Source organism: Pseudomonas sp. SORGH_AS_0199, assembly GCF_031453735.1.
Lineage (GTDB): Bacteria > Pseudomonadota > Gammaproteobacteria > Pseudomonadales > Pseudomonadaceae > Chryseomonas > Chryseomonas aestiva.
Genome location: NZ_JAVJAE010000001.1, coordinates 4,161,984 through 4,175,673 on the forward strand (window position 1 = coordinate 4,161,984; position 13,690 = coordinate 4,175,673).

Below are 13,690 nucleotides of genomic sequence, written 5' to 3' on the forward strand. Positions count from 1 at the left end.
CCAGGCGTGCCGCTAGGCGGCCAGGCTTTCCTGGCAGAGCTGACGGGCGAGCAACCCGAGGATCATCAGCGCCCGTTGAGCGTCGCGCCCCCAGGGCAGACCGCAATTGAGACGGATGCAGTGATTGAACTGGTCAGTGTTGCTGAAGATCATGCCCGGCGCGATGCTCACCCCCTGATCCAGGGCACGCTGGTGCAGCAGGCGGGTGTCCACCCGCACCGGCAGGCTGACCCAGAGGATGAAGCCGCCATTGGGCCGACTCATCTGGGTGCCTTCGGGAAAGTGCTCCTGGATCGCCAGCTGGAAGGCGGTCATGTTGCGCCGGTATTCCTGGCGGATGGCTCGCAGGTGGCGGTCATAGCCGCCGTTCTCCAGATAGGCGGAGACCCCCATCTGGGTCACGCTGCAGGCGGAATGGGTGGTAAAGGTCTGCAGGCGGCAGATGTCTTCCTGGTAGGGCCCGGCCACCACCCAGCCGATGCGAACACCGGGCGAAAGGGTCTTGGAAAAGCTCGAGCAGTAGATGACCCGACTCTGCTTGTCGAGCGCCTTGAGCGCCTTGGAGCCGCTGTCGTAGGTCAGCTCGCCATAGATATCGTCCTCGACGATGGCGATGTTGCGCTCGGCCGCCAGCCTCAGCAGCTGCTTCTGCCGCGCCTCCGGCATGCTGCCCCCCAGGGGATTGCTCAGCCGCGCGGCCACCACCAGGGCCTTGACCGGCCACTGGCTCGCGGCCAGCTGCAGCGCCTCCACGCTGAGCCCGGTCTCGGGATCGCAGGGAATCTCAATCACCTTGAGGCCCAGCACCTCGGCCAGCTGCAGCAGCCCGTAGTAGGACGGCGATTCGGTGGCGATCAGGTCGCCCGGCTTGGTCAGCACCCGCAGCGACATCTGCAGCGCATCCACGCAGCCATGGGTGATCACCACCTCTTCCGGACCCACTACCACCCCCGCATCGCGCAGGCGGATGGCCACCTGGCGGCGCAGTGGCTCGTAGCCCGGACTGTGCAGATAGGAAAAGGCCGCGCGGGCCTGGAAACGGGTCACCTTGGACAGTTGCTGGTGCAGGGCCCGCAAGGGCAGGTAGTCGGGCTGGGGGACCGCCATGCCGAGGGGCACCACGCCTTCCCGCCGCGATTCCGCCAGCACCTGGTTGATGATGCCGGCGCGGGTCACCAGGCTGGGCCGTTCCACCGTGGCGATGTCCGGCGTCGGCGCGGTCAGCGCCGGGGTCTGGTGCACATAGAAGCCCGATTGCGGCCGGGCCCGGATCAGCCCCTGGTCTTCCAGGGTGGCATAGGCCTGCAGCACGCTGGCATGGCTGACGCCCAACTGCTGACTCAGCTTGCGCACCGAAGGCACCCGTTCGCCGGGCTTGTAGACCCCCGTGCGGATGTCGTTCGCCAGTTGCTGGGCGATACGCTGATAGAGCAACAGATTGGTCATGGCGTCTTCCTGGACGAAAGCGGAACAGTAGCAGGCTACCCTGAAGGTATACCGGTACAGCTAGGCCTGACCTTAACCCTTCCCTTCCCGGGGCGGCAATGTCCAAAAACGACAAGGAACCGGCGCACCCTACCTTGACGCCAGCGGCTCTGCCAGAGGCCTTGCCGCGCCCATGAAAAAGCCCGCCAAAGGGCGGGCTCTTGCACGGGCGTGGGCCTCAGATGGCCTTTTCCAGCTCGGGGATCAATTCGAACAGGTCACCCACCAGACCGTAGTCGGCCACCTGGAAGATCGGCGCCTCCTCGTCCTTGTTGATGGCGACGATAACCTTGGAATCCTTCATGCCCGCCAGGTGCTGGATGGCCCCGGAGATGCCGACGGCGATGTACAGCTGCGGCGCGACGATCTTGCCGGTCTGGCCGACCTGCATGTCGTTGGGCACGAAGCCGGCGTCCACCGCGGCGCGCGAGGCACCCACCGCCGCGCCCAGCTTGTCGGCCAGGGCGTAGAGGATCTTGAAGTTGTCACCGTTCTGCAGACCGCGACCACCGGAGACCACCACCTTGGCGGCGCCCAGCTCGGGACGGTCGGACTTGGCCAGCTCTTCGCCGACAAAGCTGGAGATGCCGGCATCCTTGACCAGGCTCACGGCTTCGATGGCGGCGGAACCGCCCTCGGCGGCGACCGGATCGAAACCGGTGGCGCGCACGGTGATCACCTTGACCGGCGCCGTGGAGCGCACGGTGGCGATGGCGTTGCCGGCATAGATCGGCCGCTTGAAGGTGTCGGCGGATTCGACGGCGATGATCTCGGAGATCTGGTCGACGTCCAGCAGCGCGGCGACGCGCGGCAGGAAGTTCTTGCCATTGGTGCTGGCAGCGGCCAGTACGTGGCTGTAGTTGGCGGCCAGCTCGACCACCAGCGGCGCGACGTTTTCCGGCAACTGGTGCGCGTAGGCGGCGTTGTCGGCCAGCAGCACCTTGCCGACGCCGGCGAGCTTGGCGGCGGCGTCGGCGACCGGCTGGGCGTTCTGCCCGGCGACCAGCACATGGATGTCGCCGCCGATGGCCTGGGCCGCGGCAACGGTGTTCAGGGTAGCGCCGAAGAGGTTGGCGTTGTCGTGGTCGGCAATGACGAGAATGGCCATCAGATCACCTTAGCTTCGTTCTTGAGTTTTTCGACCAGCTCGGCCACGGACTTGACCTTGATGCCCGCCTGACGACCCGCCGGGGCTTCCACCTTGACCACCTCGTAGGAGGCTTTCACCGCCACGCCCAGAGCGTCCGGGGTCAGGGTTTCCAGCGGCTTCTTCTTGGCCTTCATGATGTTGGGCAGCGAGGCGTAGCGCGGTTCGTTGAGGCGCAGGTCGGTGGTCACCACCGCCGGCAGCTTGAGCGCCACGGTCTGCAGACCGCCATCGATCTCGCGGGTCACGTTGAGGCCGTCAGCGGCCTGCTCCACCTTGGAGGCGAAGGTGCCCTGGGCGAAGCCGGTCAGAGCGGCCAGCATCTGGCCGGTCTGGTTGTTGTCGCTGTCGATGGCCTGCTTGCCGAGGATCACCAGCGGCGGCTGTTCCTTGTCCACCACGGCCTTGAGCAGCTTGGCGGTGGTCAGCGACGACAGCTCGGCGGTACCGGTGTCGATCAGCACGGCGCGATCGGCGCCCAGTGCCAGGGCGGTACGCAGTTGTTCCTGCGCCTGGGCGGGACCCGCGGTCACGACCACGATCTCGCTGGCGATACCCTTTTCCTTCAGGCGCACCGCTTCTTCCACGGCGATCTCGCAGAAGGGGTTCATGGACATCTTGACGTTGGCCAGGTCGACACCGGTCTGGTCGGCCTTGACGCGGACCTTGACGTTGTAGTCCACCACGCGTTTGACAGCTACGAGAACCTTCATGAATCCCTCGATTTATTCTGGTGAATAAACAGGACGCCAAGGCGACCTTGCGTTGGACACGACCCCTGCCGCTCCAAGCTTGTTGCAAATTCTTCTTATGTTGACCTCCACGGCAGCAGGGGTCAACGCGACAGTCCGTCAGGGGCTGGTAACTCCCGAGTCTAACAGGCTTGCAGAAAATTTAAACAAACGTTTGAATGGGTGCCAGGGAGCACGCCGGATATAATGAAGTCTTTTGTTGCACCCTTACATAAATAACCAGATCGTGAGTTTTGCCTGAGGAGAGTGAGCCGTGGAACGCGAATACATGGAATTCGACGTGGTGATCGTCGGGGCCGGCCCCGCGGGCCTGTCCGCGGCCTGTCGCCTCAAGCAGCAGGCGGCCGAAAACGGCCAGGAGATCAGTGTCTGCGTGGTCGAGAAAGGCTCCGAGGTCGGTGCCCACATTCTCTCCGGCGCGGTCTTCGAACCCCGCGCCCTGGACGAGCTCTTTCCCAACTGGAAGGAACTCGGCGCGCCCCTGAACACCCCGGTCAAGCGCGACGACATCTACCTGCTCAAGGATGATCGCCAGGCGACCAAGGTGCCGAATTTCTTCGTGCCCAAGCCCATGCACAACGAGGGCAACTACATCATCTCCCTGGGCAATCTCTGCCGCTGGCTCGGCCAGCAGGCCGAAGCCCTAGGCGTGGAGATCTATCCGGGCTTCGCCGCCCAGGAGCCGCTGATCGATGAGCAGGGCGTGGTGCGCGGCATCATCACCGGCGATCTGGGCGTGGATCGCGAAGGTCAGCCCAAGGAGGGGGTCTACACCCCCGGCATGGAGCTACGCGGCAAGTACACCCTGTTCGCCGAAGGCTGCCGTGGCCATCTGGGCAAGCAGCTGGGCCAGAGATTCAAGCTCGGCGAAGGCGCCGATCCGCAGCACTACGGCATCGGCATCAAGGAGCTGTGGGAGATCGATCCGGCCAAGCACGAGCAGGGTCTGGTGATCCACACTTCCGGCTGGCCGCTGGACAAGGAGAACCCGGGCGGTTCCTTTCTCTATCACCTGGAAGACAACCAGGTGGTGGTCGGCCTGATCGTCGACCTGGCCTACAGCAATCCGCACCTCTCGCCCTATGATGAATTCCAGCGCTACAAGCACCACCCGGTGGTGGCCCAGTACCTGGAAGGCGGCAAGCGCGTCTCCTACGGCGCCCGTGCCCTGGTCAAGGGCGGCCTGAATTCCCTGCCGAAGATGGTCTTCCCCGGTGGCGCCCTGATCGGCTGCGACCTGGGCACCCTCAATCCGGCCAAGATCAAGGGCAGCCACACCGCCATGAAGTCCGGCATGCTCGCCGCCGACGCCATCGTCGCCGCCCTGGCGGCCGGTCGCGAAGGCGACGAACTCCAGGGTTACGTCGACGGCTTCAAGGGCAGCTGGGTGCAGGAAGAGCTGCACGCCAGCCGCAACTTCGGTCCGGCCATGCACAAGTTCGGTCCGCTACTGGGCCCGGCTTTCGCCTTCGTCGAGCACAACCTGCTGGGTGGCGCCCTGCCCTTCACCCTGCACGATCGGCGCATGGACCACACCTGCCTGAAGAAGGCCGACGAGGCGCCGCGCATCAGCTATCCCAAGCCGGATGGCAAGCTGAGCTTCGACAAGCTGTCCTCGGTATTCCTCTCCAACACCAACCACGAGGAAGACCAGCCGGTTCATCTGAAGCTCAGGGATCCCTCGATTCCCATCGCGCAGAACCTGCCGCTGTACGACGAACCCGCCCAGCGCTACTGCCCGGCCGGGGTCTACGAGGTGGTCCGCGATGGCGGCGAGCCGCGCTTCCAGATCAATGCCCAGAACTGCGTCCACTGCAAGACCTGCGACATCAAGGACCCGGCGCAGAACATCACCTGGGTAGCGCCGGAAGGCAGCGGTGGTCCCAACTACCCCAACATGTAAGCGTAAAAAAGGGCCCTGCGGGGCCCTTTCGCTATTCAGCGGGCGCGACGGGAAAGAAGCTGCCGCGACTCCAGAGGCCGAGCCAGGAGCGGCCCTCATGGGTGCCTTCCTCGACCCTCTCCATCAGCCGATAGAACACCGCCCGATTGAGCCGCGCCTCCAGTCCGCCGCGCACCCGGACATAAGGTGCAGGCTGGTCATCCTGTTCTTCGAATCGCAGCGGGTACTCGGCGCCCGCGGCGACTCGATCCCCGACGTTAGTGAGGAAATCCAGGGCCTGCTCCCTGCCGCTGCCGCTCCATTCGACATCCACGGCCAGAAAGGGCACATCCTCGACCTGGATGCCCACGCATTCCACCGGTGTCACCAGTACATAGCGCTCGGGATCGCGCCTCAGGATGGTGGAGAACAGCCGGACCATGGCCGGGCGGGTGATGGGCGTGCCCTGGTGATACCAGGTACCGTCCCGGGCGATGCGCAGGTCGATGTCGCCGCAGAACGGCGGGTGCCAGAGCTCCACGGGCGGCAGCTTGCCGTCCTCGGCGGCTGGCAGCTGCGCCAGCAGATTCCGCGTCACGTCAACCTGGGTCACGCCCTTCTCCTCTATCGGGAGCCCAAACCGAGTAGGCGTTGGGCATATTCATTGAGCGCCGGCCCGAGCAGGTCTTCCGGGCGCTCGTCATAGAACGTCAGGAAACCGCCACGACTGCGAATCCGTGCCGTGTCCACCAGGCGGAAGGTAGCGGTCTCCACCAGCATCATCTGCACGACGCTGCGATCGCGCCCGACCCTCCCGATGTCGTCCTGATCTTCCCATTCCTCCCAGGTGCCGATGCGATCGTCCGCGCCGGCGAAGCGGGTATAGAGCACATAGTGGGCTCCGAGCTGCCGGGCCTTGGCCATGGCCTCGTCGAAACCCTCAGGTTTGTCTGCCCGCCTTACCCGCGGGAAGTATTCCACAAAGCCTTTGAAGGCCTCTTCCGCCACCACGTTCGGACGGGCATAGGGATGGCCCACCGGCACGAAGGCCCCCTGGGCTATGTAGATGTAGGAGTCGGCCTGTAGCCGAAAGTTGTTCAGCCGCTGGGTCTTGCTGTAGTCGAGCAGCCCCGCGTCGCGCAGGTGGTACTCGACACCGGACGCCATGTCGCTGACGTTCATGCAGCCACCCAGGCAGGCCAGCAGCACGGAAATGAAGAGAAAACGCAGTTTGACCATGAAGAGCAGACCCCTGTCCGGCGCCAAGTTGTCGCCGATACAGGGGCCTTAGCAGCTTTCGCGCCAGTTCGAGGCGCAGCTGCTAGATCAGCCGCCGATGATCTTCATGACGGTCACGCCCCCCGAGAAGGCCACCTCCTGCTTGTCGCCCAAGGCCTTGACCAGCAGCCGCTGCAGCGCTGGCAATGCCAGGTGACGCGGCTTGTCCAGCAGATCGCCGACATAGTGGCGGTTGCTCGACGACAGGCAGCCATGCAGCCAGCCGGTGGACGACAGGCGCAGTCGCGAGCAGGTCCGGCAGAAGGGCACGCTTTCGTTGGCGATGACACCGAAGTGGCCGCCCGACTCGACGCGATAGCGCAGCGCCGTGGAATCCACCGGGGCATCGGCCTGCACATAGGCATGGCGCGAACCTATGATCTCCAGCAATTCGGCCAGGGGTACCAGCTGGTTGTTGAAGGTCGCGGGATTCTTGGCCAGGTGCCCCATGCGCATCAGCTCGATGAATCTCAGCTCGAAACCCCGCTCCAGGCAATAGTCCAGCAGCGGCAGCACCTGGTCGAGATTCTGGCCGCGCAGGGGCACCATGTTGAGCTTGATCTTGAGACCGGCGGCCCGCGCCGCTTCCAGTCCGGCCAGCACCGTGGCCAGATCGCCCCCCCGCGCCAGACGCGGGAAGGCTTCGGCATCGAGGGTGTCGAGGGAAACGTTGAGGCGACGGATACCGTGGTCGATGAGGAAGTCCAGCTTGCGCGGCAGCAGCTGACCGTTGGTGGTCAGGCTGATGTCCTTGAGGCCGAGCTGGGAGACACGGGCGAGAAAGGGTTCCAGCCGCGGCGTGACCAGGGGTTCGCCCCCGGTGATGCGCAGCCGTTCGATACCGGCGGCATCGATGAGGTATTCCACACCCCGGGCCATGGTTTCGGCACTGAGTTCGTCCTGCGCCGCCACGAGCCGCTTGCCATCGGGCACGCAGTACGTACAGGCATAGTTGCAGGCCGCCGTGAGGCTGATCCGCAAGTTGCGAAACGCCCTACCCTGGCGGTCAACGATCATCTTGGGGGTACTCCAGTGGGACAAGAGAAAAGGGATGGCGCGGCATCCCTTGCCTCTATCGGACCCTAGGATCGGACAGGCGTTTCGACGTCTCGCTTGCGGCGGTTGCCCATGCGCACGCCGATCTCCATGAGGAACTGGAAGAAACCTTCCTGATCCTCCAGCACGTCGCGCCAGAAGGGCGAATGGTAAAGGGCCACGGCCCCGTGCACCAGCGCCCAGGCGGCGCAGTAATGGAAATAGGGCGGGACGTCCTCGAGCTTGCCTTCGTCGATCCGGCCTTCGATCAGGCTGGTCAGCCGCTGGAAGTTGGAAGTACGGATGCTGTGCAGCTGCTCGACCAGCTCGGGCACCTGACGCGTCTTGACCACCTTCTCCTCGAGTCGATCGAACAGGCGGTAGCGCTGCGGATCGCTCATGCGGAATTCGAAATAGGCGCGGGAGAGCGCTTCGCGGTCGCGGGCGACGTTGTCCGACTGGAACAGCTCGGCCAGGTCCCGCTCGTAATCCAGCATCAGGCGCAGATAGATCTCGGCCTTGGAATTGAAGTGCTTGTAGATGGTGCCTTTGCCGATACCGACCGCCTCGGCGATCATCTCGACGGTGACGCTGTCTTCTCCTTCGGAGAGAAACAGCTGCAGGGCGGTATCGAGGATTTCCTGTTCGCGGCGACGGAACTCGCGGACTTTGCGGGATTCTTTCTGCATGGCAGCCCACTTGTTGTTTTGAAAAGGGATAGGGCCTTCGAATCGCCAGTCACCCCTCGGCATACCGGCACTTCGTCACACCTTGGGCGAGCTGCACCGAAAGCATCGGTGAACCGCGCGGGCGCGCCCCTTATTATGCCCCATCACACCCAGATTGTACGGATCGAGTCAATGTCTTCCTGGAAGCACGAATTCCCTCAGGCCTACGCCATGAGATACCTCAACCACGCGGCCGTGGCCCCGTGGCCCAAGCGCGCTGCGCAGGCCGTCACCGAATTCGCCGCCGAAAACTGCCAATACGGTGCGCGCAACTATCCGACCTGGCTGGTCATGGAACAGCGCCTGCGCGATCGCCTGACCCGCCTGCTCAATGCGCCGTCCAGCAGCGACATCGCCCTGGTGAAGAACACCTCGGAAGCGCTCTCCTTCGTCGCCTTCGGCCTGGATTGGCAGAGCGGCGACCAGGTAGTGATCAGCGACGAGGAGTTCCCCTCCAACCGGGTGGTCTGGGAAGCCCTGGCCCGCTTTGGCGTCGAGGTGGTGGAAGTCAGCCTGGGTGACACCCCCGAGGCCAATCTGCTAGCGGCCTGCGGCCCGCGCACCCGACTCATGGCCATCAGCGCCGTGCAATACGCCAGTGGCCTGCGCCTGGACCTGCCCCAGCTGGGCCAGGGCTGCGACGCCAAGGGCGTGCTGCTGTGCGTCGACGCCATCCAGCAACTGGGCGCCCTGCCCTTTGATGCCCAGGCCTGCAACTGCGCCTTCGCCATGGCCGACGGCCACAAGTGGATGCTCGGCCCGGAAGGCCTGGGGGTGTTCTATTGCCGCGCCGATCTGCGTGAGCAGCTGGAGCTGCACGAGTACGGCTGGCACATGCTGGACAACGCCGGCGACTACAGCCAGCGCGAATGGCAACCGGCCAGGACGGCGATGCGCTTCGAGTGCGGCAGCCCCAACATGCTCGGTGCGGTGGCCCTGGAGGCGAGTCTGTCGCTGCTGGAGGATGCCGGCATGGAACAGGTGGGCAAGGACCTGCTGGCGCGGATCGAGCTGCTCGACAGTCATATCCGCCGCTTACCCGGTGCCGTCCTGCATTCGCCGGCCAACGTCGAGCGGCGCTCGGGCATCCTCACCTTCTCGCTCGAAGGCTGGGACAACCGCCAACTGTTCGAACGGCTCAAGACCGCCGACGTGGTCTGCGCCCAGCGGGGTCCGGGCATCCGCCTGTCGCCACACTTCTATACCAGCGAGCACGTCCTGGAACAGACGCTGGATCTGGTCGGGGCGCTGGCGCGCTTCTGATGGCCTGAAAGGCCCGGGATAGCCAGTGTCGGGGCAGCGCTATTCCAAAACTGTTTAAAAAACGTCCAATCCCGACTGGACCTTTCTCCGAGCTGACCAATACTCAAGTGACTGGCCGCGTCGACCCCCGCGGCGCGGGCCAGGGAGGCGGCTCTCCGTCCAGGCGAACCGCTGGTCCGGCCCGGGTATCCCTGGATACCCGGGCCATTTTTTTGCCTAGAGGGTGGCGCGGGGAAACAGCCGCCGGAAGTTGGCTGTGGTCTGCTCGGCCAGGGTCTCCAGACTGACGCTTCGCACGTCGGCCAGGCACTGGGCGACCTCGACCACGAATTGCGGCAGATTGGCCTTGCCGCGGTGGGGCACCGGAGCCAGATAGGGCGAATCGGTTTCCACCAGCAGGCGATCGGCCGGCACCTGGCGCGCGACGTCGCGCAGGTCGGCGGCATTGCGGAAGGTCAGGATACCGGAAAAGGAAATGTAGAAGCCCAGGTCCAGCGCCGCCTTGGCCGTCGCCCAATCCTCGGTGAAGCAGTGCAGCACTCCGGCGCCTGGCAGGTCGGCAGCGCCCAGCATGGCCAGGGTGTCGGCCCGCGCCTCGCGGGTATGGATCACCAGGGGCAGCGCCGTGCGGCGGGCCGCCTCCAGGTGCAGGGCGAAGGACCGCTGCTGGATCTCGGCGGTGTCCGGCTGATAGTGATAGTCCAGCCCGGTCTCGCCGATGGCGGCGACGCGGGGATGGGCCAGCCGCGCCAGCAGCCAGTCGAGATCGATGGCACTGCCCTGGGCCGCATCCAGCGGGTGGATACCCACGGCGCAGTGGACGTCGGCATAGCGTTCGGCCAGGGCCTGCACCGTGGGGGCGTTGCCGGCATCGACGCCGATGCAGAGGAACTGGCTGACGCCCCGGGCACGCGCGGCATCCAGCGCTGCGTCCAGGGAGCCGTCGTGAAGGGAAAGATCGAGTCGATCCAGGTGACAGTGGGAGTCGACGAAGTGCACGAGAAATAGCCTTGAATCAGCAGCGACACCCCGCCCCAGCGGGACGGCGCAGGCATCACATGGTATGGGTGGGACGGTCCGACTTCAGCGAGCCGGCCAGATAGGTTTCGATCTTGTTGCGCGCGGTATTGTCGCCTTCGTTGAACTGCACGCCGACCCCGGCGGCTCTATTGCCCTGGGCGCCCTTGGGGGTGATCCAGACCACCTTGCCGGCGACCGGGATCTTGTCCGGCTCGTCCATCAGGTTGAGCAGCATGAAGACCTCGTCGCCGAGCTTGTAGGTCTTGCCCGTCGGAATGAACAGGCCACCGTTGCGGATGAAGGGCATGTAGGCGGCATAGAGCACCGACTTGTCCTTGATGGTGAGGGACAGGATGCCATTACGGGGGCCCAGGTTCTGCGGCAAACTCATGAGATTCTCTCGAGACAGGCAAGACGAACGCGCGGATCGCTAGCGTCCGGGCACCAGGCCGGCCCAGCGGATCAACAGCGATTCCAGCAACAATACGCGGTTGAGGTTGGCTTTGCCCAGCACCTTCTGCCGCTCGGCATGCAGCCATTCCTGCAGGGTCAGCACCGCCTGCGGCGCGCTCTTCTCGGCCAGATAACCCAGCACCTTGACCATGTCCGGTGCGGCTTCGGCATCGGCTCCACCCCACTGCTGGCGCAGGACGCCATGGGTCCACTCGCAGAACCAGTCGAGCAGCAACGGCAGCGGCACGGCGTTCCAGCTCTCGGCCAGCTGACTGGGCGCCGCCTGGCGCTTGAGCAGGCGCTTCACCCCCTCCACCACCAGGGCCCGGCGGGCGAGCACGTCCTCGCCATGCAGGCGCAGGGCCGCCAGCGGCGAGCCGCCGGCCAGCACCAGCAACTGGATGCGGATCTCTTCCTCAAGCTCCGGCAGGCGCTCGCCCAGCCAGGCGAGACTCTCGGCGCGCGAGGGCACCGGAGAGGCCTGCTGCACGCAGCGGCTGCGCACGGTGGGCAGCAGGCGACTCGGCTGGTGACTCACCAGCAGCAGCACCGTTGCGCCCGAGGGCTCCTCCAGACTCTTGAGCAGGGCGTTGGCGGCATTGAGGTTCATCGCCTCGACCGGCTCCAGCAGGATCAGCTTGCGCCCGCCCAGCTGGGCGGTCTGGGTAACGAAGTCCACCAGCCCGCGGATCTGGTCGACGCGGATAGGCTTCTCGGCCTCTTCCGGCTGGATCACGCAGTAATCGGGATGGGTCCCGGCCCTGAGCAGGGAACAGGCCTTGCACTGGCCGCAGGCGGCATCCCCCTGGGGCGCCTGGCACAGCAGCAGGGCGGCCAGGCGTTCGGCCAGGTCACGCTTGCCGATGCCGCGCGGGCCATGCAGCAGATAGGCATGGGGATGCTGCCGCCGGGGCGAGATCCGCGCCCAGAGGTCCTGCTGCCAGGGATAGACGTCAGCCACCAAGCGTCGACTCCAGGGTGGCGACCAGGGCGCGCAGATCCGTCTGCACCTCGGCGAGGCTGCGCGAGGCGTCGATCAGGCGATAGCGGGCCGGCACGGCCCGGGCGCGATCCAGATAGGTCTGGCGCACCGCCTCGAAGAAGGCGCGCTGCTCCTGCTCGAATCTGTCCAGGGCGCCACGGCGGGCGGCACGGGCCAGGCCGATGTCCACCGGCAGGTCGAACACCAGGGTCAGATCGGGTTGCAGATCGCCCAGTACGAAGGCTTCCAGGGTGGCGATGCGCTCGACGGGTACGCCGCGGCCGCCGCCCTGGTAGGCATAGGTCGCATCGACGAAGCGATCGCAGAGCACCAGGGCTCCGCGCGCCAGGGCGGGCCGGATGACCTGGGCCAGGTGCTGGGCGCGGGCGGCGAACATCAGCAGCAATTCGGTATCCACGGCCATGGGCTCGGCCGCCGGCGCCAGCAGGATCTCGCGGATGCGCTCGGCCAGCGGCGTACCACCCGGCTCGCGAGTCAGCACCACCTCACGCCCGCTGGCGCCGAAGAGTTCGGCGAGATAGTCGCGGTTGGTGCTCTTGCCCGCGCCCTCGGGGCCTTCGAGGGTGATGAACAGGCCGTTTGCCGTCATGGGGTTTCCTTGGTTTCGGGCGTCTGCGGAGCGGGACTGGAGCGATAGTCGGAGCGCCGCTTGAGCTGGAAGTCGCGGACCGCCTGGTTGTGCGCCTCCAGGTCCTTGGAGAAGACATGGCTGCCATCACCACGGGCGACGAAATACAGGCTGTCGCCGTCCTTGGGATGCAGCGCCGCATGGATGGCCTCGCGACCGGGCATGGCGATCGGCGTGGGGGGCAGTCCCGCGTTGAGATAGGTGTTGTAGGGCGAAGGCTCGCGCAGATCGGCGCGGGTTATCCGGCCGTTATAGCGCTCGCCCATGCCGTAGATCACCGTGGGATCGGTCTGCAGCAGCATGCCGGCCGCCAGGCGCCGGACAAAGACCCCGGCGATTTCGTCGCGCTCCTCGGGGACGCCCGTTTCCTTTTCCACCAGCGAGGCCATGATCAGCGCCTGGTAGGCGTCCTTGTAGGGCACCGCGGGATCCCGCGCCTGCCATTCCTGATCGAGCACGGACTGCAGGCGCTGGTTGGCCTGGCGCAACAGGTCGGATTCGCGCTGGCCCTTCACATAGCGATAGGTATCGGGGAAGAAGCGCCCCTCGGGGTGCTGGCCGTCCAGCCCCAGGCGTTTCATCAGGGCCGCATCGTCCAGCTCGGCGGTATCGTGCTCGAGCTTGGGCTGGCGCGCCAGGGCAGCGCGGACCTGGTGGATATTCCAGCCTTCCACCAGGGTGAGGCCGTATTGCACCACCTCGCCCTTGCGCCAGAGGCTGAACAATTGCTCCACCGTCATGCCCGGGGTCAGGCGGTATTCGCCACTGTGCAGCGTCTGCCCGGCCAGATTGAAGCGCCAGTACAGGCGCAGCCAGAAGGCGCCATCGAGCACGCCCTGCTCTTCCAGGCGCAGCAGACTGCCGCCCGGGGTCCCGCCCTTGGGGATCTCGATCAGTTGCTCGCCATCGACTTTCAACGGCTGAATCAGTGCCTGGTGCTGGCGCCAACTGGCCAGGACCAGCAGCAGGCCACCGGCGGCCAAGACCGCCGTAAGCAGAGCTCTCGCCTTGCGCAT

At 65.5% G+C, this 13,690-nt stretch carries 14 protein-coding genes; 2 read left to right on the forward strand and 12 right to left on the reverse strand.

Translation table 11 applies throughout. The features are described 5' to 3' along the window. Positions 1 to 12: 12 nt before the first annotated feature. From QE444_RS19515 to QE444_RS19525, 3 genes are all read right to left on the reverse strand, one after another. Entirely contained in the window at positions 13 to 1,446 is a 1,434-nt protein-coding gene (locus tag QE444_RS19515; protein WP_309741076.1) for a PLP-dependent aminotransferase family protein, read from the reverse strand. A gap of 217 nt (positions 1,447 to 1,663) precedes the next feature. Continuing rightward, positions 1,664 to 2,593, reverse strand: a complete 930-nt coding sequence (locus tag QE444_RS19520) for an electron transfer flavoprotein subunit alpha/FixB family protein (RefSeq protein ID WP_133862695.1) — start codon at positions 2,591 to 2,593, stop codon at positions 1,664 to 1,666. Continuing rightward, the gene (locus tag QE444_RS19525; protein WP_309741078.1) at positions 2,593 to 3,345 is read right to left on the reverse strand and encodes an electron transfer flavoprotein subunit beta/FixA family protein; all 753 of its coding nucleotides are present in this window, start codon (positions 3,343 to 3,345) and stop codon (positions 2,593 to 2,595) included. The genes QE444_RS19520 and QE444_RS19525 overlap by 1 nt, the downstream gene beginning before the upstream one ends. 292 nt (positions 3,346 to 3,637) lie before the next feature. On the opposite strand from QE444_RS19525, the gene QE444_RS19530 reads away from it, so the two are divergent. Then, positions 3,638 to 5,287 (forward strand): electron transfer flavoprotein-ubiquinone oxidoreductase, encoded by a 1,650-nt coding sequence (locus tag QE444_RS19530; RefSeq protein WP_133862693.1) that lies wholly within the window; start codon positions 3,638 to 3,640, stop codon positions 5,285 to 5,287. 31 nt (positions 5,288 to 5,318) lie between these two features. Here QE444_RS19530 and QE444_RS19535 read toward each other — a convergent pair whose 3' ends face one another. The 4 genes from QE444_RS19535 to QE444_RS19550 form a co-directional block, all read right to left on the reverse strand. Continuing rightward, a complete protein-coding gene (locus tag QE444_RS19535; RefSeq protein ID WP_309741082.1) occupies positions 5,319 to 5,879 on the reverse strand; it encodes a DUF1285 domain-containing protein in 561 nt (186 codons plus the stop codon). Positions 5,880 to 5,890: 11 nt separating this feature from the next. Beyond that, positions 5,891 to 6,505 carry a DUF4823 domain-containing protein gene (locus tag QE444_RS19540; RefSeq protein WP_273807815.1) on the reverse strand — a complete coding sequence of 205 codons (615 nt, stop codon included), beginning with the start codon at positions 6,503 to 6,505 and terminating at the stop codon, positions 5,891 to 5,893. 87 nt (positions 6,506 to 6,592) lie between these two features. Next, positions 6,593 to 7,561 (reverse strand): GTP 3',8-cyclase MoaA, encoded by a 969-nt coding sequence (locus QE444_RS19545; protein WP_133862690.1) that lies wholly within the window; start codon positions 7,559 to 7,561, stop codon positions 6,593 to 6,595. 65 nt (positions 7,562 to 7,626) lie between these two features. Next, entirely contained in the window at positions 7,627 to 8,268 is a 642-nt protein-coding gene (locus tag QE444_RS19550; protein ID WP_007160588.1) for a TetR/AcrR family transcriptional regulator, read from the reverse strand. A gap of 171 nt (positions 8,269 to 8,439) precedes the next feature. Between QE444_RS19550 and QE444_RS19555 the strand changes: the two genes are divergently transcribed. Continuing rightward, positions 8,440 to 9,570: an aminotransferase class V-fold PLP-dependent enzyme gene (locus tag QE444_RS19555; protein ID WP_309741090.1), complete on the forward strand. Its 1,131-nt coding sequence runs from the start codon at positions 8,440 to 8,442 to the stop codon at positions 9,568 to 9,570. 216 nt (positions 9,571 to 9,786) lie between these two features. Here the strand turns inward: QE444_RS19555 and QE444_RS19560 are convergent, their stop codons facing one another. From QE444_RS19560 to mltG, 5 genes are read right to left on the reverse strand one after another with little or no spacing between them, the layout of a single operon-like run. After that, entirely contained in the window at positions 9,787 to 10,569 is a 783-nt protein-coding gene (locus tag QE444_RS19560) for a TatD family hydrolase (RefSeq protein WP_187980021.1), read from the reverse strand. Positions 10,570 to 10,624: 55 nt separating this feature from the next. Then, positions 10,625 to 10,981 carry a PilZ domain-containing protein gene (locus QE444_RS19565; protein WP_017641886.1) on the reverse strand — a complete coding sequence of 119 codons (357 nt, stop codon included), beginning with the start codon at positions 10,979 to 10,981 and terminating at the stop codon, positions 10,625 to 10,627. A 39-nt stretch (positions 10,982 to 11,020) separates the two neighbouring features. After that, positions 11,021 to 12,004, reverse strand: a complete 984-nt coding sequence (locus tag QE444_RS19570; protein WP_309741094.1) for a DNA polymerase III subunit delta' — start codon at positions 12,002 to 12,004, stop codon at positions 11,021 to 11,023. Continuing rightward, positions 11,997 to 12,635, reverse strand: a complete 639-nt coding sequence (gene tmk / locus QE444_RS19575) for a dTMP kinase (RefSeq protein WP_309741096.1) — start codon at positions 12,633 to 12,635, stop codon at positions 11,997 to 11,999. Before tmk ends, QE444_RS19570 begins: the two co-directional genes overlap by 8 nt. After that, positions 12,632 to 13,690 carry an endolytic transglycosylase MltG gene (mltG, locus tag QE444_RS19580; protein WP_309741097.1) on the reverse strand — a complete coding sequence of 353 codons (1,059 nt, stop codon included), beginning with the start codon at positions 13,688 to 13,690 and terminating at the stop codon, positions 12,632 to 12,634. Before mltG ends, tmk begins: the two co-directional genes overlap by 4 nt.